We start from the raw sequence: 19564 nt of genomic DNA, 5'->3' as shown, positions 1-19564 counted from the left end.
GCGCCCACGCGACGACACGGGCAGCAACGGCCGGACGAACTCCCATTCGGCATCGGACAGTTCATGGCGACGTATCACCCGACCATGATCCACCAGTCAAGATCATTTGACGACAGACCCTAGCCCCTGCGAACGAGCTGGGTCGGCCCGTGCCGGGCGTGCGAAGCTGGAGAGCGTTGAGGCACCGCCCGGGTACGCGTCAGCGAGATCAAGGAAGAGGAGGTCACGTGCCACAGGCCAGTCCGCGAGGTACGTACTTGCAGATCTCGGAATCTCTGCGCCAGAAGATCGAGGGCGGCAAGATCAGCGAGGCTCTACCGTCCGAGGCGGAGCTGATGCGAATCTACGGTGTCGGCCGGAGCACGGTCGGCCGGGCGCTCAAGGCGCTCAAGGCCGAGGGCATCATCGAGCCCGTTCAAGGCGCCGGCTGGTACGTAACCGGGAGCGGCGACCGGCGCCCGCTCTCCGAGAAGGTATTGGACCTCTTTCGGGCCGAAGGTGTGAAGGTGGGCGACGTCTTTCCATCCGAGAGCGAGCTATGCGAGCGCTTCGGCGTATCCCGCACGGCTGTGCGGTCCGCGATCGCACAGATGGAGGGACGAGGCCTCATCGAGATGGGCGAGAACCGCAGGAGGCGCATTCGCGCCCTCCCGGCTGGACGGGGGGCCTCGTAGCCTTGGCAACCATGGACCTCGCAGAGCGGGCCTACGGCCTCGCCGAATCGTTGCTATCCGAGCCGATGCCGCGTCGCTGGTCGCACTCCCTCGGCGTGGCCGAGCGTGGACTCGAGACATGCTGAAGAAGTGCCATCACCCCAGACATAGCCCACAGACGCGGCCGCTGCCGTCCACGTTCTCTACAGGGGCGCGCTGCACCCGGACGCAGGGAACCCAAGCCCGCTCCGATGAACGGCTCGGATAGCGGCCTCGATCGGCTCGGTCGGCGACGCGTACGACAACGCTCTGCTTGAGTCGACGACCTGGGTCATCAAACCGCAGCGGCAGTAGAAGAGGCTCTCGCCCATGCCCGGCACCCGCGGGGCTGTATATGTGCTGGTCAGGCCAGTCGTGTGGGATTCAGGCCGAACTGGTTGAGCACGCCGGCGGCGAGCTCGCGCGCGGCCTGGCGGAGGATGTCGTCATCCGTGCGGGCGGGCAGCTCGGCCGTCGCCAGCTGAAGCTTGTGTGGCTGGCGAGCGTAGGTCGGGGCCTCGATGTCCCCGTAGGCGTCCGGGCCGAGCGGCGTGAATGGGTGCCTAGTATCCCGCTGGGTGACGACGGTTGCTGTGAGGTCGACTCCGCCGTCTCTGCGTACGGCGCGGCCGAGGCATTCCGTCAGGGTCACCGCATCGAGGACGGCCTGCTCGACTACGTCCGTATGGACCGGCAGCGGCACTTCGATGTCCCGCTCTTGCCCTTGCCACTTCCAAGAGAGATTGGCGGCCAGGACAAGCGTGCCATCGTGGTGGAGCTCGACCATGACCGGTCGCGCGGAGCGCCGGTCCGCCACACTCAAGGCATTGCTCACCACCCAGCGGCGCAGCCCTGTACGCGGGTTGTCCGCCGAAGATTCCAGCGCCCGCAGCACCTCGGGACTCACCGTGCTCGAGCCGCGGAGCGTGATCGAGAGGTTCAAGGCTCCCCGCAGAACGCGCACCGCGTCATCGTGGGTGGGTGCCGGCACAGTCCGGGGGAGGGGACGCTGCGGGCGGGCCGCGATTACCAGCCATGCCTCAGGGCCAGCGAACTGGGCCAGAACAATGTCGGCCGCGAAGGCCAGAATCTCGTTGAGCTCTTCGCCGGCGCGCTGCTGCCGTGCGAACCGCTCCTGGTAGGCACGAGCTAGCTGGTGCTCTGGCATCCAGCCGGTGTGGGAGCCGTCACGGAAGGGCGCGACGGCCGCGTGCTGCTCCTTGTCCCGCTGGGCCGTGCCGTAGACCAGGTGCGGGGCCGTCTGGCTGGCTGGCACGTCCACCACCAGGACCGAGGTCTGCCCGTCCTCGGACTGCAGTACCTCCATGTGTAGGTCAGCGAGGTAGGGCTGGACATGGTTGCGCACCCACTGAGCGAGCTGTTGCTCATTGACATCAGCCGGGTCGATGCCTACTAGGCATTGGTCGTCGCTCACCCCAAAGATCAGGAGGCCACCACGAGCATTGGCCATGGCGGCCACGTCCTTGGCGAACTCGTTCCACCGGCCCTCACGGGGCGGCTGCGGAAGGTGTTCCTTCCAGTCCAGATCGTCGGTCTCCTCGAGGCCGGAGTCCACGGCAGCTTGCACCATCGCGAAGGTGACGGGGCCAGCAGGATTGCCCAGGTGCTCGTGCAAGCGCGTCCAGAGTCGAGGCATGCCTCAGCTTAATTCGCAGGCTGTCGGTACGATGCAGCGGCAGAACCGACGAGATCGAGATTCGCCCACCCTTCGCTGCGTAAGCTGGATCGCCACCAACTGGCATAGCTGCGGGGGGAATAGGCCGTATGGACGACCGGCTTCGCGACTTCGCGAAGGGCTCGCCGAACTTCGGGGTTCTGTATCAGCACCAGCCGCTGCTCTCCTTGTACGGCGCTTCCGCCGAGGCGACCGTATTCTCGAATCCCAACTCCTCATTGGTGCAGGCGGGCCAGTTCGGCGAGGTCCTCGCCGAGGAACTGGTCGCTCGTATCGGGATGCGGATCGAGGGCGACCGGCAGATCGATCGGCTGAAGGCTCTGACTCGCGCTGGAGTCCTCGTCCCTGAGATCCGCAACGACTTCGACCAGCTGCGCCGCGACCGGAACCAGGCCGCGCACAGCCATCTCTTCGACACGGCGCGGGCCCTGGCCGCCGTACGGGTCTGCTACAAGCTGGGCCTTTGGTTCCACGACGCCATCGACGGTCGTCGGACTGTCGCCGAGTTCGTGCCGCCCACAGACCCCGGCAACGAAGACCAGATCACGAACCCGGCCGAACTGGCGGAGCTGCGCGAGGCCCTGGACGGCCATCGTCAAGCGCTCACGCAGGCCCGCACGAGGCTCGCTGAGGCCGGCGGCGCCTTGGAAGCCGAGCGCAGAGCACGGGCCGAGGCCGAAAACCTCATCGCCAGTGCCAACGCCAACAAGACCGCGTTGCTCGCACGGGTCGATCAATTGAGTATCCAGATCGAAGAGCTGCGCGACGCCCAGCAGGCGAAGTACGAGGCCGCCCGGAGGCAGCCGCGCCAAGTCGACGCCAAGCGGCGAGACGCAATCATCCACCGCGCCCAGCGACCCGCCGCGCTCAACGAGGTTCAGGCCCGCGAGGTCATCGACGAGATGCTGTACGCGGCGGGATGGATCGTCCAAGACCGGGACCAGGTCGACCCGCGGGCGGGCCAGGGAGTGGCAGTACGGGAATTCACGCTCGCCACAGGCCGCGCGGACTACGTCCTGTACGTCAACAGCAGGATCGTCGGTGTGATCGAGGCCAAGCGCGAGGGCGACCACCTTTCCAGCGCGGTCGAGCAGAATGACCGATACGCGGCCGGTGTCCTCAAGGAACACCTTCTCGCCGTCTGGCGGGAGACGGAGCCCTTCGCGTTCCGGTATGCGACGACCGGCACTGAGACCTATTTCATCAATCGTCTCGACCCCGACGCCCGCTCCCGCGAGGTGTTCTCCTTCCACCGCCCCGAGACGGTGGCCGCGTGGATGCGTCGCGCCGACGAGACGCCGACCGCCCCGACGTTCCGGGCCGCCCTGCGTCGACTGCCGGTGCTGGAGCCGAACGGACTACGTCTCGCCCAGATAGACGCCGTCAGTGGCCTGGAGGAGTCCCTAGGTGAGGACCGCGCGCGGGCATTGATCCAGATGGCGACTGGCGCGGGCAAGACCTTCACCGCCGTGGCTCACACCTACCGTCTGCTCAAGCATGCCAAGGCACGCCGGATCCTGTTCCTAGTCGACCGCAACAACCTTGGCAGGCAGGCATACGACGAGTTCCGGAAGTTCACGACTCCGGACGACGGCCGCAAGCTGTCCGACATCTACAACGTCGACCGGCTAGGGGCGACCGGGCTCCAGGACACTTCGTCAGTGGTCATCTGCACGATCCAGAGGATGTACTCGCTATTGCGCGGGGAGACCCTCGTCGACGACGAGCAGGCGGAAGAGGCCTCGGACAGCGCGGCGTACGAAGACACCTACGCGACGGATCTGCCCGTCGAGGTCTCCTACAACCCGAAGGTCCCGATCGAGTCCTTCGACCTGATCATCGTGGACGAGTGCCACCGCTCGATCTACGGCCTGTGGCGGGGCGTACTCGAGTACTTCGACGCACACCTCGTCGGCCTGACCGCCACGCCCACGCTCCAGACCCTCGGCTTTTTCGGCCGTAACCTCGTCTCCGAATACACCTATCCGCAGGCGGTAGCGGACGGGGTGAACGTGGACTTCGACGTCGTACGGATACGGACCGACCTGCGGGAGAAGGGCGCCGCGACCATCGAGTCGGGCACGACGGTAAGGGTCAAGGACCGCAAGACGCGGCGGCAGCGCTACCAGGAACTGGACGACGACTTCACATACACCACCGCACAGATAGGCCGCTCGGTAGTTACGGTCGATGAGATCCGGGCGGTGCTCACCGCGTACCGGGACAACTGGCGACGCTGGTTTCCTGGCCGGACCGAACTGCCGAAGACACTAATCTTCGCAGTCGGAGAGGACCACGCCGAGGACGTCCTCGCCCAGGTAAAGGAGGTGTTCGGTCGCGGGGACGACTTCGCGAAGAAGATCACCTACAAGAGCCGCCAGGCCGGCGAAGACCCGGACGAACTGATCCGCGCCCTGCGGACCTCGCCGCGGATGCGGGTAGCCGTCACCGTCGACATGATCGCAACCGGTACAGATGTGAAGGCCCTGGAGTGCGTGATCTTCCTGCGCGAGGTGCGCAGTGCAGTGCTGTTCGAGCAGATGAAGGGTCGCGGCGCCCGAACCATCGATGTGACCGAGCTCCAGGAGGTCACGCCGGACTCGGACGCGACAGTGCGCAAGGACCGCTTCGTACTCGTCGACGCTGTCGGGGTGACGGACTCCCCACTGGTGGATGCCAAGCCTCTGGTCCCAGCGGGCGAGCGGCAGGTCTCACTGGCCAAGCTGCTGGACAAGGCCGGTACGAAGTCGATCAGTGCGAATGAGGCCGAGATCCTTGCAGGGCGGCTGGCGCGGCTCAACCAACAGCTGACGGACGAGGAGCGTGACCAGCTGACCCGGACCTCGGGCGGGCAGACCCTGTCACAGATCGCGGGTGCCATCGTCAAAGCGGTGGACCCAGACCGGCAGGAGCGGGCGTTGGAGGAGGGCGGTCAGGCAGCGGCCCGACAGCTCGTGGAGGACGCGATCACGCCCCTGACGGAACATCCCGAACTCCGACGGCACATCATCGAGATCCGGCGCGACAAGGACTACCTCTTCGACGAGTTCACAGCTGTCGAGCTGACGGCCGTTGACGAGATCCCCCGCGAGGAGCGGGCCCGGGAACAGGTCGACCGCTGGAGCCGTCTCCTGAAGGACGAGCGCGACCGCATCGCGGCCGTCAACATCGCGCTGACGAGCCCACGGTCGGTTTCCCCTGCGGAGACGTACGCGGCACTGAAGGAACTGGCACTGGAGATCCGCCGCCCACAGTACGCGTGGACCCCGCAGGCCCTCTGGACGTATTACGAGGACCTCGGCGCGGCAGTGCACTCCGACAATGGCCGGGAGGCCGGGGTGCCCGACTTGATCTCGCTGATCCGGTACGAGCTGGGCGTCGACGATGAGCTGCGGCCGTATCGTGAGACGGTGGAGGAGCGCTTTGAGGGGTGGCTGCTCAAGCAGCGGCAGGCGGGGGCGGCCTTCTCGGAGGAGCAGCTGTGGTGGCTACGGTCCGTACGGGATGTGGTGGCGAGCGACGTCGGGATCAGCCCGTCGGAGTTCAATGCGGAGCCCTTCAAGGGGAAGGGCGGTGGGCGGGGATTCCAGCACGCGTTTCCGGGGCGGGATGTTCGGTCGTTGTTGAGTGAGCTGAATCGAGAGTTGGCTTGAGCGGGTTGAGTGACGTGGAGCTTCCGGCGGGGTGGGCAGTGGCAGAACTCGGAGAGTTGCTCCGTGAACCACTGCGAAACGGCCACTCGGCACGCGCCACAAAAGAAGCCAATGGGATTCGAACACTGAGCCTGACTGCTGTCACCCTGAACGACTTCAGCGAAAAGAATACGAAGATCACCTCAGCGGATCCTGGCCGTATTGAAGGTCTATGGCTGGAGCCCGGAGACATCCTCATTCAGAGATCGAACACACCTGAACTCGTGGGGATCTCAGCCTTGTACAAGGGGCCTCAAAATTGGGCGATCTTCCCTGACCTTCTAATTCGCGTGAGAGTCAATTCCTGCATCACCCCCGAGTTTGCTGCCCTCATGCTGCACAGCAGAAGTGTTCGCGACTACTTCAAGGCGAATGCAAAGGGGCTGGCAGGTTCGATGCCCAAGATCGACCAGTCGGCGATCGCTGGCGTCAGAATGCCAGTGCCGCCACTTGCGGAACAGTACCGCATCGTCGAGACCCTCGAAGACCACCTCTCCCGTCTCGACGCAGCGCAAGCCTACCTGCGCAAGAGTATCGCGCGCCTCACTGCGCTTCGGGGCGGCTTGCGCAATATCGTGACACGCGGCCACAAACCAGAGGCGACGTTGCCGAATGGCTGGTCCTGGGGAACTCTTGACGATGTGCTCACGCGTATCGAGGCAGGGAAATCTTTCCGTTGTGACCCCCGACCCGCGACCATGGACGAGTGGGGCGTCATCAAGGTCAGCGCTATGACCTGGGGCCAGTTCCGAGCCGAAGAGCAAAAGGCAGTCCCGGTTGGGAAGGGTTTCGACCCGCGCCACGAAATCAAGCCCGGCGATATTCTCGTGAGCCGAGCAAATACTCCTGCATACGTGGGCGCCCCTGTTCTCGTCGGACAATGCCGCCCCCAGCTTCTACTCAGCGACAAGAGCCTGCGCCTGGTACCTAACCCAGGAATTGATAAAGCATGGCTAATTCAAGTCCTGTCGTCTCCCTACGTGCGTACTCAGATCTCAGCCAAAGCAACAGGCACGAAGGACTCAATGCGAAACATTTCTCAGCGCGAGTTGTCCAGGATCCGGGTCCCCATCCCACCTGCTAGAGATCAAGAGCTCATTGGCGAGACACTCGAAACCGAAATGCAACGCGTGGACAAACTGGAGACGGGCCTGAGCATCGCTCAGACAAGGGAAAAGCTCCTCCGCCATGCGCTCCTCGGCCGCGCCTTCAGTGGCAAGCTAATCCCCCAAGACCCCGCAGACGAGCCCGCTTCCGTCCTGCTCGACCGCATCCGCACCGAGCGCGAAGCCCACTGCGACAAGTCCAGGCGGGCGACACGCCGCCCTCGCAAGACAGCCGCCGCAGACGCCCCTCCCCCACCCCCCAGATCTTCAATTCCCTCCCCCACGAACGCCGTTCAGCAGGAGCTTCCGCTGTGACCCCCGCATCCCTCGCCCTGGCACACGCGCAGACCAACACCCTGGTCGCAAAGCTCTGGAACTACTGCAATGTCCTCCGGGACAACGGCCTGTCGACCATCGAGTACGTCGAACAGCTCTCTTACCTGCTGTTCCTCAAGATGGCCGACGAGATCGCCTCCGACCCGTTCACGGAACAGGAGGCCGAGTCCGTCGTACCAGCCGAGTACGACTGGCAGTCGCTCGCCCGCCTCAAGGGCATCGATCTCGAAGTCCACTACCGCAAGACCCTCGAAGAGCTCGCGAAGAACCCCGGCACCACCCTCGGGACGATCTTCGCCAAGTCCCAGAACCGGATCACCGAGCCCGCTCTCCTCGAAAAGCTGGTCATCGACCTGATCGGCAAGGAGGACTGGACGATCCAGGGGACGGACCTCAAGGGCGACGCCTACGAGGGCCTGCTCGCCAAGGGCGCGGAGGACACCAAGACGGGCGCTGGCCAGTACTTCACGCCCCGCGCGCTGATCGACGCCATGGTCGACGTGATGCAGCCGAGGCCCGAGGACAGGATTACCGACCCTGCCTGCGGTACCGGCGGCTTCCTGATCGCAGCACACAGCTACATCCGCAATCACCACATGGAGCACCTGTCACGAGAGCAGCGTCTCGCGCTCGGGTCCGGCAAGATCTGGGGCAATGAGCTGGTCACCGGCACGGCCCGCCTGGCCGCGATGAACATGCTGCTGCACGGCATCGGTGACGCGGACGGCGAATCCCTCATCACTGTGGGGGACGCCCTCGCCGACAAGCCCGACCGCCACGCGTCGCTCATCCTCGCCAACCCGCCCTTCGGCAAGAAGTCCGCGATCACGATCGTCGGCACGGACGGCAAGGCCGAGAGGGAGGACATCTCGTACGAGCGGGACGACTTCCGCGCCACCACCACCAACAAGCAGCTCAACTTCCTCCAGCACATCATGTCGCAGCTGGAGATGAACGGCCGAGCGGCCGTCGTCCTCCCGGACAACGTGCTCTTCGAAGGCGGCGCGGGCGAGAAGGTGCGCCGCCGCTTGCTCGACGAGTTCGACCTGCACACCATCCTGCGTCTGCCCACGGGGATCTTCTATGCGGGCGGCGTCAAGGCCAACGTCCTGTTCTTCGAGAAGAAGCCGCCCCGAAGCGGGGGCGCCCACAACACCTCGAAACTCTGGGTCTACGACTTCCGTACAGCGAAGCATTTCACCCTGAAGCAACACCCGCTGACCCGCGCCGCGTTGGACGAGTTCGTCGAGGCGTACCTGCCCGGCAAGTCACGCAACGAGCGGGTGGAGTCCGAGCGCTTCAAGGTCTTCGACTACGACGAGCTCATCACCCGCGACAAGGTCAATCTCGACATCACGTGGATGAAGGACCCGGCGCTCGACGACGCCGACAGTCTGCTGCCCCCCGAGGTGATCGCTCAGGAGATCGTCGAGGACCTGCAGGCCGCGCTGACCGAGTTCGCCGCCATCGTGGAGGCGCTCGGTGGTGAGGTCTCGGCCGACACCGACGTGATTGAGCCAACTGAGAGCGGTTGATCCACAAGTGGGTTGCCCCTCCCCCGATCTCGCCGGAATCCTGAGTTCCCAGACCAGCGAGACGGGGGAGTTGCATGCCGGCCGTACAGCCGCAGACGCGCGAGTTCCGGGCGTTCCTGACCAACCTCGAGTACGCCCGGAAAATGATCGTCGCCGGTCAGAGCCTGGCTGCTTTCCAGTCCCCGGTCATAGACATCGGCGACTTCTACCGCGCCGCCTGGGTACAGGCCGTCAGTGCCATCGACCACTGGTTCCACGAGGAGCTGTACCGGCAAGTCGCCGAGCTGGCCGCGGAGGACAGCCCCGGCATGCCCTACCAGCTCACGAAGTTCGAGCTGCCACTGGTCAAGGTGGAGGAAGTTCGTCGCGGTACCACCACGCTCGCCGATGCCGTCTCAGAGCACGTCAAAGCGAAGTGGGGCAACGCGGCACTGCAGAACCCCCGCAAGATCAGCGAGGCGCTCAAGCTGGTAACTGAAGAGGACATCTGGACCAAAGCCGCGGTGCAGCTCAACGAGTGGAATCACGGCCGTACGTCCATGAACGCACAAACCCTGAAGCAGAAGTACAACTCGATCACCGATCGCCGCAACAGGATCGCCCACGACGCGGACCTGCTGGACGGCGACCTGAAGCGCCGTCGCCCGATCTCCGACGCGGAGGTGACCGATGCGATCGACTGGATCGAACGGATCGCCCTCGCCATCGCCAAAGTGCTGGGGTGAGCGGACCTCACACACTTCCTCGTCCGCGAGTATTCGTCAGCATGACGCGAATTTGCCGAGAACGTGGCCGGGGGACTGCCTCGCTCTGGGATGCTAGGAGCCCAGCGAGAGAGGCCGCAGCGATGCAGTGGAAGATCCACGGGGAACGTCCGATCTACGAGAACCCCTGGGTGAACGTGTGGCTGACCGACGTGGAGCAGCCGGATGGCCGCCGTTGGGAATACCACGTCGTAAAGCTTCGCCACTTGGCCGTGGCCACTGTGATCAACAACCAGCAAGAGATCCTGATGATGTGGCGCCACCGCTTCATCACGGACACGTGGGCTTGGGAGCTCCCCATGGGGCTTGTCGAGGCCGACGAGACTCCCGGCGAGGCTGCTGCGCGCGAGGTGCTCGAAGAGACCGGCTGGCGTCCGGGGCCGATGACGCCGCTCATCTACGCCGAGCCGGCGAATGGCATCACGGACTCGCAGCACCATGTATTCCGCGCCGACGGTGCCACCTACGTGGGCCCGCCGACGGAGAAGAACGAGTCCGACCGGATCGAGTGGATCCCGCTAGCAGAGGTCCGGAGCATGATCGACCGCCGCGAGATCGTCAGCAGTGGGTCTCTCGTTGGCCTCCTGTATGTCCTCATGGACGAGGCATTCCGCCAACCTGCGCAGGGAGTATCTCCCGGAGACGTGCCTCGAAAGTGACGGCGACAGGTGCACGTCGGTGTGGGGCCAGATCGTCGTAGAACTCCCGCAGGTGCCCGGCAACCCGCTCGGAAGCAACCGACGATGCGGGTTCCAGTGCACCCGTCGCTGTCTGACACGCCTGGTCCAGGTTGCCCAGACTCAGTTGAGTGCGTGCGAGCCACAGCGCATGAAACGCGCGCCCTCGCTGGTTCGCGCTGTCCTCTCTACGCAAGGCGTCAGCGATCATCGGCTGGGCAATCGCCGCCTCACCCAGTCGGCCGTGAGCAATGCCGGTATCAACGATCAGCTTCGGCTCGTCGAAGTAGGTCACCCACGGCGGATCTGGGTCGCTCGAGCGGATCCGCTCGAACTGGGAATGAGAGTCGGCGATGGCACCATGCGTGGCGGCCCTATTGCCGAGGGTCGCATGGGCGAACGCTTCCCGTAGGGACAGCATCGACAGGACGCGCGGGGTGGTGCCTTGGGCACCTCGGGCCTCATCTTGGGCGGCACTTACGAATGCCAGTGCGTCTGTGGGCTTGTCCTGGTACGTCGCCTGCAAGCTCATGCAGGCCAAGACGTTGGCCATGAAGTGCCGATCGTCAATCTCCTTGGCAAGTTGCAGAGCTTCCCTGAAGTACGAACGTGCCTGGCTGTACTGGCGCGCGTCGAAGTGCGTCCATCCCGTGAGGCGGGCGAGTTCGGCCGCTACTCCGTACAGGCCGTGCCGGATGGGCGCCGACTGGTTTTCCTTCAGGAGGCCGAGGACATAGCGAAGCTGACCGATAACCGCGGGCCTCAAGGCTTCGCCGCCGTGCTGGTCATCTCGGCGCCAGTAGTCCTCGATCGAGGAGCGGAGCGCCTGAAGCGTGGACGGCCTGGGGTCGGTCCGCGCGGTAAGAGCAAGGATGCTGTCGACGTCGGAGCCAGGCACGGCGGTGGGTGAGGAACGATCTAGTGCTGCTGCCACGGACGGCTTTCGCTCAACTGCCGAAAGGGCTACCGGTGTCTCCCACGTCCTCTGGGCGAGTCCGAGCATGTGGCCCGGGATGCGCAGGCCGTCCGCAATGCGCTCGATCACGTCCATGTGCTGTAGCTGTCGCCGTCCGGCCATGACCTCGCCGACACGGCTGGGGGTCAGCTCACAACGCCGGGCGATCATCGACGGGTAGATGCCCGCTTGGGTCTTGACCAGCCTGAAGACTGTCCCGAAGTCCCTGATCTGACAGGCCTTGATCATCTCGGGATTCGCGAGAAGCCTGGCAGGCAACTCCTGCGGACGAGAGGTCTCGGGCATCGGGGCAAGCTCCCACTAGCGAGGGCTACGCATCGTCGCTGATTCTCTACCTCCCGTGATGCTACCCAAGTTGGGTAATCAGCCGGACCTTTCTGCCTGGGCTCGCGAATCGCGATCCTTCTGCGCATGGCGAGCAACCAGCAGAACAGACCACGCATCGGAGAACTGGCCAAGGATCGGGACAGTGGCCGGATCGGCGTCGTCATGGGCGCGCTCGGCGGGCGGGTTCAGTTGCGGCCGGTCGACGGCGGCATCGAGTGGGACGCCATGCCAGACAAGGTCACAGCACTCAGGGCTCGTGAAGAACTGAGCGCCCGCCTGGCCGTGCGCAATGGCAACAGTCGGACCGGGCTGTGATGCGCACCATCGGCCAGTACGCCGGCGTGCTCTTCATCATCTGCATCAGCGGCTCGTGCGGCCTGGTCATCGGAATGACCCTCGGCACCAGATAGCGGGAAACGTCCCGCTTGGGTGGCGGCCAACACGGCCCCCACTCGCATTTGAGCGAACCTACCGAACGACTTCCCACCGCGTCGGCGCACACCTTCGCCCGTGGCTGACTGGTTCTTGGGCTGCTCTCCGAGCTCCCATCGACAGCGTTGCAGCACGGCGCCGGTCCAAGTGAGGAGCACGTAGTGACAGCGCCCAGACGACCCACCGCACCGCCACGTAGATCGAGGTTCGAACATCGCGAGCTAGTCCAACTAAGCGTTCTAGCTGAACTGTTAGCGTTCCATGAGATCAACTTGAGACAGGGAGCAGACCTGTATGGGTGTCGTAGCAGTCAGTCTGGCCGCCGAGTCGCGCGCCTCACGGACCAGCGGCCGTGGAGTTACGTGCGCGTCCCGCTCGGCCACGTTCCGGCGCTCACAGCCGTCACCCATGACTGTCGGCGGAGGCTGTCAGTACGAGAAGCCGAAGGGGGATCGCCGCTGATGACCAGGACGCCAACTGGGCTGGGTCTAGTGCATGATCCGCGCACGTGCCTGATCGAGAGTGCATCGCGGCGTGACGTGTCAGATGAACGTCGTGCGTGGTGCCAGGACGCTCTCGCCGTGATGCCGCTTCCTTCCTCACCGGAGTTGCTGAAGGCGCTGAACCGGCTACATGCGGTCAACAGCCGGCAGTGGGACGCCGAGGATCGTGTGCGGCGAGCGGGAGACGGAGATATTCCGGCCATCAAACGGGAGATCGACAAGCTCAACAGCCTGCGCCACAAACTCATCGAACAGGTCGATCGAATACTGGGCGCGGCATGGGCTGCGAACCAAGACGTGCCTCCTCTTACGGAGTCAATCGGCTCGGCGCTTGACCGCCTGTCGGTGCTCACGCTTCGCATCGTGCATACCGGACTTGTCGAGGATGACGGCAGCGCGGTGGAACGCGTCGCGATTCTGCGCCGTCAGCGTGACGACCTTGTGTGGTCTATCGCCGTCGCGTGCGAGGATCTTGTATCCGGGCGACGGCGCACGCCCCGACCCGAACGCATGAAGCTCTACGGAAAGCCCGGGCGATGAGTGCGGTCGTGGTGCTCCTACAAGGCGCTGGTGTCACCCGTGACAGGTGATCTTTCCGGCGATGGGGCCGGTTTCGCGTACTGGCGCGACAGCCTGTTCCTACGCCCTGACGGCAGCAACGCCGATGCACTTGTTGAACTCATCCGCTGCGCTCTCGATGAGGCACTGAGCCATCAAGGAGTGGGGCCCACATATCCACGATGGGGCCAAGAAGGCGAGCGCTCACAGATGGATGAGAGCCGTTTGTTGGAGAGTCCTATCGCATCAGAGGAAACTCTTGGCCAACTGCGTCGGTGGCTGGCTGGATCGGTAAAAGTGCATCACCAAATGTTCGCCAAGAACATCGTTCCGCCACCGTCGTTCGTCAACCTGGCGGCGCTGTGCGCGGTGTCGTTGTTTATGCCAAACGGCGTCACCGGAGAGGACGCCGCGGAGACCCTATCTGCCGAGCTGTCCTGCGCCCGGGCACTAGCGCGGCTGGCGGGGTACGACCCGGATCAGGCAGGCGGCCTGTTCACTTTCGGCGGCACTGCGACCAACCTTTACGCGATCAACGTCGGCATCTCCAAGGCGCAGCCCGACCACGCCGAGCGTGGGATCGAGCCCGGGACCTCGGTGGTCGGTTCCTGGCCGGCACACTATTCGCATAAGTCCGCTTGTGCCTGGCTTGGAATCGGCACCCAAAACTACATATCCGCTGCGTCGCTGCCCGACCAGACCACAGACCTGACGTCGATGGAAGCGGCCTGCCGCGACGTACTGGAACGCGGGCACAAACTGGCGTGCATCATCGGTGCAGGCGGGACGACATCCAATATGGCTGTTGATGACTTCGCCGAGATCGTTACCATGCGGGACCGGTTGACCGCGGAATACCTGTTGGATTACACGCCCCATGTGCATGCGGACACCGTCGTCGGGTGGGCATACCTCTGCTTCATCGACTACGACCTGCATCGCAATCCCCTCGGATTCAGTCCGCCTGTGGTGGCCAAGCTGTCGCGGCTCGTGGAGCGCCTGAGAACTGTGCGGCACGCGGACTCGTTCGGCACCGACTTCCACAAAACCGGTTTCGCGCCGTATACGTCCAGCATGATCGTGATGCGAGACGGGAGGGATTTCTCGCGGCTACGCCGCGACGGTGGGGTGATGACGCCGCTGTTTCACGACAAGGACGCCTACAACCCCGGGACCTTCACATTGGAAACGTCGAGGTCAGCGGCGAACATGGTCGCAACCTGGATTGGCCTGCAGACCCTAGGCAAGCAGGGGTTGCGGCGACTACTGGGTCACGCGCTTGAGACAGCCGAGGCGCTCCGGGGCCACGTCGATGCCTTGGCAGCTCGAGACGCGAAAGCCGTCAACAGCCGTTCGTACGGTCCGGATGTGTTCTTGCGCTGTTACCCGCCGGATGACCCGGCCGCTGAGGAAGAGGACTTCGGCGACACCAACTCGGTACGCCGGATAAACCAGTACACCTCTGACCTGTTCACGTGGCTGTCGCGTCAACGCCTACCGGACGCCGAACAGTTCGCGGTGAGCAAGACCTCCGCGGCGTTCTACACACCGACTGGAGAGCCGGTTGTGGCTCTGCGGGTGTACTCCCTCAATCCGTACTTCTCCGATTCTCACGCCAGAGAGCTGGTCGTGCGCCTCCTCAAGGGCAAGCGACAGTTCGACGCCATGCATCCGGATACAGATGCGTACGAGGGGGCCCGGTGAACCGACAATCAATAAGGGGACCAGCGGAGCTGCCGACGCGCTTCGCCGCCCCCGACCTACCTGTCCGTGACTGCGTCGAGTTGACGGCTGGGCTGGCCTCCTACGCCCGAAGGCATGGGCTGGCTCAAGTCGAGGTGACCGGGGCACCCGCGATCGGTGAACTCATCGAGGAATTCGGCTTCGATGAAGTGCGCTTTGTTGATGCCCACCGGGATCCCGCAGTGGACATCGCGGCGGTTCCCCGGACGTGGCGCTGCGGCCAACGCGGGCTGCGCTGCCTAAGCGAGCAACTCACCCACGCGGCAGGAGTTCCTTCAGAGGCGGACACCCCACCGTCGACGCTTCCTGAGGGATCCGTGATGCGGTTCACCCGGCACAATCGTCTCGGCGATGCGCTGGGCATCGCAACTGGCCTGGAGCACTACTGCCGCGACAACGGCGTGGCGTCAATTGCCATCACCGGTTCGCCTGCCCTCGCCGAAGTTGTCGAAGTGTTCGCGTGCGAGCGGGTGAACTATGTCCCTGCGCCCAGCGAAGCGATCAGTGGCGACGCGATCTTTGCCCGATCTTCATGGAGCCTCCCATGGCTTGACCGATTCAACCACGCCCTCACCGACGCGTTCGGGGGGCGAGCCCGCCAACAAGCACCACCACTTCCCCTCCGGCACGCACCAATGCCTGGCAGCCAAGAGGACGTGGTCTATTGCCAGCTTGACGCGCGTTCTGGCACCCCACCGCCCCGACACTTCGCCCAGCGTCTTCTGAGCCAGGTGGCAGAACACGGCGAAGTGCGGGTCCTTGGCGGCCCAGACACCGAGGAGTACCTCGGCCAGGACCTCGCCTACGTACGCGCGGATCTTCCCGAGATGGTCGACCGCCTACTGTCATGCCGTCTCTTTGTGGGGTGCGACAGTGGCCTGGGCCACCTCGCGGGTTGCCTCGGAGTCCCTGGACTGATCGTCAGCACCGACGACTTCGAGACGACCTGGTCGTTCTTTCGAGGGTACGCAAGCCTGAGCGTTATCCCGCTCGCGGCAACAGAGTTGCTCCTGCCGTGAAGCCTCCGACAGAACAGGCAGTCCTCCAGGCAGCCAGTCGATTCCTGCGCCAAGAGGCCGTGACCGCGCACCGAATCCCGATGGGCCGCAGTCACTTCGTGTTCACGGTTGAGTTGATGTCCGGTGAGTCCGTGATAGTGCGGATCACACGACACGACCGCTCCGAGTGCTTCACAGGATTCGCGTACTGGCGGCGCCAGCTCGCGCGCGTGGGAGTGCCCGTTCCCCGCGTGCTGTCCATGGACCTGACCGGAACGGTAGCGCCCTGGCCGATCATGCTCCTTGAGCGAGTCCCCGGGGATGACCTCTGCAATGTCTATGCCGGCCTTTCTGCCACCGAGAAGTGCACGGTCGCCAACGATCTGCTCGATATCCAAGACCGCATGAACGACCTTCCGCCAGGTCCTGGATACGGCGGCATCGCCAGCTACGACGACATTCGTTGCCACTCCCGCTGGTCGGACGTGCTCTGGGAGTACTTCACCGGCGCGTTCGATCAACTACCGCCCTCACAGCAGCAGAGACCAGCCATCGGAGAAATCCGCAACACCATCTGCGAGCTACGCCCTGCGTTCGATCGCATCGACCCGTTGCCCTATCTGATCGATGCCACTCACCAGAACGTGTTGGTGGATAGCGGGAGAGTCACGGCGATCGTCGATCTGGACGAGGTCGGATTCGGTGACGCCCTATACCCGCTCGGCGTCGCTCGCGCCGGCCTTCTGGCTCGTGGACCGGAGGCAGACTGCATCGAACATGTTGCCGCGCCGCTCTGCGTCGGCCCAATTCGAAGGCGCGTATTCGACCTGTACTCAGCGATCGCCTGCCTCAAAATGCTCGCCCCCAGTCCCCTCAGCGTCACCGGCCCGCCCTCGGCTGACAGCCAGATCGCCGCCCGGCTCTGGACTCTGCTCGACGCCTTCGCCGCCGCAGCGGCCCACAAGGAGCGCACGCCATGACCGGTGCCGTCTTCGTGAGTATCGACGACTTCACCCGCGAGGGCTTCACCAATGGCCTGTTCCTCCAGGTTCGCGAACTGCTGCGACGCGTCGTCACTCGAGGGCACCCAGCCAGCCTCGCCTGTATTGCCCAACACGAGAGTCCTGGAGTCGAACGCAGAACCCGAGTAGTCCAGGGTTGCACCGTCCACGAAACCTTCATCAGTGCCCCGGGGTCAGCGAGCGCCTACCGGCGGGCTCTTCACGATGTTCTGAACGACCTGGACCCCGACGTGATCCTGCTCAACTCGTGCGCGGTCCGCCTCAGTGAAGCGCATCATGCCGTTCTGGACGAATGCCTCGCGAGCGGTCGGCAGGTAGCCATGCTCGTGACCGACCAGCTCTACCCCACGAGCACTGATCACCCAGCCGACGAGGTCCGGTGCTACTACGACCTGATGCGGCGGGCCAGCGTGCACGCGGTCAGCCAGACCATCGCCGACGCCTTCCATAGCCAGACCGGTGTGCCTGCGCAGGTGCTCCCCAATCTCCTGCCCGAGCGCCGAGTCAGCCCGGTCCCCACAGGCACGGAGGACCGGTTCGTGACGTTGATCAATCACCACCCCATCAAGGGCCGGTGCGTTTGGGACGCGCTCATTCGCCAGCGCCCCAGCGACGCCTACCTTGTCGTGGAGACCTGGCCCGACGTCCCGGCGTACGCACCACCCTCACCAAACGTCCAAGTGGCCCCGTTTGCCCTGGATCCCACCACGATCTACAGCCGCACCAGGATTCTGCTGGTGCCCTCCCTGGGCCCGGAAGGGCTCGCGCGGGTCACGCTTGAGGCAATGGAGGCAGGCGTCCCCGTCGTAGCTCACCGGATAGGCAGCCTGCCTGAACTCGGAAACGCCGCGATGTTCGTCGACCCGCCACCGATAGCCGGCTACGAGCTCGAGGGCGGCGTTCTACATCCCGTGGTTGCCCCGAAGGACATCAAGCGGACCGCGCGGGATCTCGGTCAAGCGATCGACGTAATCGATCACGATCCGGCACTCAGGACCCGATTCGTGGCCAATGGCAGAGCACTCGTGCGTGACTACCGCAATCACAGCGAAACTGTCGCCAACCAGCTGCTCGACGCATGGTTCGGAACTGTGTGATGCAGAACACCCAGGCGCAGGGTGATCTTGGCTGCTCCTCCCCGCACTCGGCCCTTGACCAGGGCAAACACAGAAGCCCGGGCGGAGCTCTAAACTAGCCGCCACACTCGCTACACGACTCAAGGAGACACAGGACTGTGACGGCCATCGTCGACGAGCTCACGTGGCGCGGGCTGATCGCCCACGCCACTGACGAGGATGCATTGCGCAAGGCTCTCGCGGATGGACCCGTCACGTTCTATTGCGGCTTCGACCCGACCGCGGCCAGCCTGCACGTCGGCCACCTGGTGCAGGTACTCACCCTCCGCCGGCTCCAGCAAGCCGGGCACCGGCCGCTGGCGCTTGTGGGCGGCGCGACCGGCCACATCGGCGACCCTCGGCCGACCGCCGAGCGCACACTGAACGACCCGGAGACCATCGCCCAGTGGGTGACCCGGCTGCGCGCACAGATCGAGCCGTACCTCTCCTTTGAGGGCGACAATGCGGCGACCATGGTCAACAACCTTGACTGGACCGCGGGCCTTTCCGTAATCGAGTTCCTGCGGGACATCGGCAAGCACTTCCGGGTGAACAAGATGCTCACCAAGGACTCCGTCGCCCAGCGCCTGGCCTCCGAACAAGGCATCAGCTACACGGAGTTCAGTTACCAATTGCTCCAGGCCATGGACTTCCTTCAGCTGTACCGACGGTACGGCTGCACCCTCCAGACGGGCGGCAGCGACCAGTGGGGCAACCTCACGGCCGGTCTGGATCTGATCCACCGCCTGGAGCCGCACGCCAACGTGCACGCGCTCGCGACGCCGCTTATGACGAAGGCGGACGGCACCAAGTTCGGCAAGACTGAGACTGGCACCCTCTGGCTCGACCCCGAGATGACCACGCCGTACGCGTTCTACCAGTTCTGGCTGAACACGGACGACCGGGATATCTCGCGGTACATGCGCATCCTCTCTTTCAAGTCCCGCGAGGAGTTGGAGGAGTTGGAGAAGTTGACCGAGGAGCGGCCGCAAGCCCGTACCGCGCAGCGTGCGCTCGCCGAGGAGCTGACCACGCTGGTGCACGGCGCCGACCAGTGCGCCGCCGTGATTGCCGCGTCGAAGGCGCTGTTCGGACAGGGCGAGCTCGTCGAACTCGACGAGGCGACTCTGGCCGCCGCGATCTCCGAGCTCCCGAACGCCAAGGTGAGCGATCTCGGCCAGGTCACCGATCTGTTCGCGGAGGTCGGCCTGGTGGCAAGCAAGTCGGCCGCCCGCCGCACCGTGAAGGAGGGTGGCGCCTACGTGAACAACGTAAAAGTGACCGCCGAGGACGCGGTAGCCACGGCCGACGAGCTGCTGCACGGGCGCTGGCTGGTGCTGCGCAGGGGCAAGAAGAACCTAGCTGCGATCGAGGTCACCGGGGTCTGAAGCC

The 19564-nt window shown here is 64.6% G+C and carries 15 protein-coding genes and 1 pseudogene; 14 read left to right on the top strand and 2 right to left on the bottom strand.

Features of this window, described 5'->3' with window-relative positions; genetic code table 11:
• Nucleotides 1-227 precede the first annotated feature (227 nt).
• Both AB0M26_RS03495 and AB0M26_RS03490 read left to right on the top strand, forming a co-directional pair.
• Nucleotides 228-674, top strand: coding sequence for a GntR family transcriptional regulator (locus AB0M26_RS03495; protein ID WP_365253758.1), 447 nt, complete (start codon nt 228-230; stop codon nt 672-674).
• 2 nt (nt 675-676) lie between these two features.
• Nucleotides 677-781 (top strand): annotated as a pseudogene (locus AB0M26_RS03490) (phosphohydrolase); the annotation flags it as partial.
• 275 nt (nt 782-1056) lie between these two features.
• Here the strand turns inward: AB0M26_RS03490 and AB0M26_RS03485 are convergent.
• A complete protein-coding gene (locus tag AB0M26_RS03485) occupies nt 1057-2328 on the bottom strand; it encodes an ATP-binding protein (RefSeq protein ID WP_365253755.1) in 1272 nt (423 codons plus the stop codon).
• Nucleotides 2329-2477: 149 nt separating this feature from the next.
• On the opposite strand from AB0M26_RS03485, the gene AB0M26_RS03480 reads away from it, so the two are divergent.
• The 5 genes from AB0M26_RS03480 (at nt 2478) to AB0M26_RS03460 (ending at nt 10480) form a co-directional block, all read left to right on the top strand.
• Nucleotides 2478-6041, top strand: a complete 3564-nt coding sequence (locus AB0M26_RS03480) for a DEAD/DEAH box helicase family protein (protein WP_365253753.1) — start codon at nt 2478-2480, stop codon at nt 6039-6041.
• A 38-nt stretch (nt 6042-6079) separates the two neighbouring features.
• Nucleotides 6080-7501, top strand: coding sequence for a restriction endonuclease subunit S (locus AB0M26_RS03475; RefSeq protein WP_365253750.1), 1422 nt, complete (start codon nt 6080-6082; stop codon nt 7499-7501).
• Nucleotides 7498-9057 carry a class I SAM-dependent DNA methyltransferase gene (locus tag AB0M26_RS03470; RefSeq protein ID WP_365253747.1) on the top strand — a complete coding sequence of 520 codons (1560 nt, stop codon included), beginning with the start codon at nt 7498-7500 and terminating at the stop codon, nt 9055-9057. The genes AB0M26_RS03475 and AB0M26_RS03470 overlap by 4 nt, the downstream gene beginning before the upstream one ends.
• Before the next feature lie 74 nt (nt 9058-9131).
• Entirely contained in the window at nt 9132-9782 is a 651-nt protein-coding gene (locus AB0M26_RS03465) for a hypothetical protein (RefSeq protein WP_365253744.1), read from the top strand.
• A gap of 122 nt (nt 9783-9904) precedes the next feature.
• The gene (locus tag AB0M26_RS03460) at nt 9905-10480 is read left to right on the top strand and encodes an NUDIX hydrolase (RefSeq protein WP_365253741.1); all 576 of its coding nucleotides are present in this window, start codon (nt 9905-9907) and stop codon (nt 10478-10480) included.
• On the opposite strand, the gene AB0M26_RS03455 is transcribed toward AB0M26_RS03460, so the two are convergent.
• A complete protein-coding gene (locus AB0M26_RS03455) occupies nt 10416-11759 on the bottom strand; it encodes a helix-turn-helix transcriptional regulator (RefSeq protein ID WP_365253739.1) in 1344 nt (447 codons plus the stop codon). The genes AB0M26_RS03460 and AB0M26_RS03455 overlap by 65 nt on opposite strands.
• Nucleotides 11760-11885: 126 nt before the next feature.
• Between AB0M26_RS03455 and AB0M26_RS03450 the strand changes: the two genes are divergently transcribed.
• The 7 genes from AB0M26_RS03450 (at nt 11886) to tyrS (ending at nt 19560) form a co-directional block, all read left to right on the top strand.
• Nucleotides 11886-12116 carry a hypothetical protein gene (locus tag AB0M26_RS03450; RefSeq protein ID WP_365253737.1) on the top strand — a complete coding sequence of 77 codons (231 nt, stop codon included), beginning with the start codon at nt 11886-11888 and terminating at the stop codon, nt 12114-12116.
• Nucleotides 12117-12817: 701 nt separating this feature from the next.
• Nucleotides 12818-13276: a DUF4254 domain-containing protein gene (locus tag AB0M26_RS03445; RefSeq protein ID WP_365253815.1), complete on the top strand. Its 459-nt coding sequence runs from the start codon at nt 12818-12820 to the stop codon at nt 13274-13276.
• A gap of 228 nt (nt 13277-13504) precedes the next feature.
• The gene (locus tag AB0M26_RS03440; RefSeq protein ID WP_365253813.1) at nt 13505-14998 is read left to right on the top strand and encodes a pyridoxal-dependent decarboxylase; all 1494 of its coding nucleotides are present in this window, start codon (nt 13505-13507) and stop codon (nt 14996-14998) included.
• A complete protein-coding gene (locus tag AB0M26_RS03435; protein WP_365253735.1) occupies nt 14995-16056 on the top strand; it encodes a glycosyltransferase family 9 protein in 1062 nt (353 codons plus the stop codon). Before AB0M26_RS03440 ends, AB0M26_RS03435 begins: the two co-directional genes overlap by 4 nt.
• Nucleotides 16057-16136: 80 nt before the next feature.
• Entirely contained in the window at nt 16137-17015 is an 879-nt protein-coding gene (locus AB0M26_RS03430; RefSeq protein ID WP_365253733.1) for an aminoglycoside phosphotransferase family protein, read from the top strand.
• Nucleotides 17012-18154: a glycosyltransferase family 4 protein gene (locus AB0M26_RS03425; protein WP_365253730.1), complete on the top strand. Its 1143-nt coding sequence runs from the start codon at nt 17012-17014 to the stop codon at nt 18152-18154. The genes AB0M26_RS03430 and AB0M26_RS03425 overlap by 4 nt, the downstream gene beginning before the upstream one ends.
• Nucleotides 18155-18291: 137 nt before the next feature.
• Entirely contained in the window at nt 18292-19560 is a 1269-nt protein-coding gene (tyrS, locus tag AB0M26_RS03420; RefSeq protein ID WP_365253727.1) for a tyrosine--tRNA ligase, read from the top strand.
• Nucleotides 19561-19564: the final 4 nt, after the last annotated feature.

Source organism: Streptomyces sp. NPDC051776, from assembly GCF_040681345.1.
GTDB lineage: Bacteria > Actinomycetota > Actinomycetes > Streptomycetales > Streptomycetaceae > Streptomyces.
Note: the sequence above shows the minus strand (reverse complement) of the source record. Positions and strands in the feature narration are given on the sequence as shown.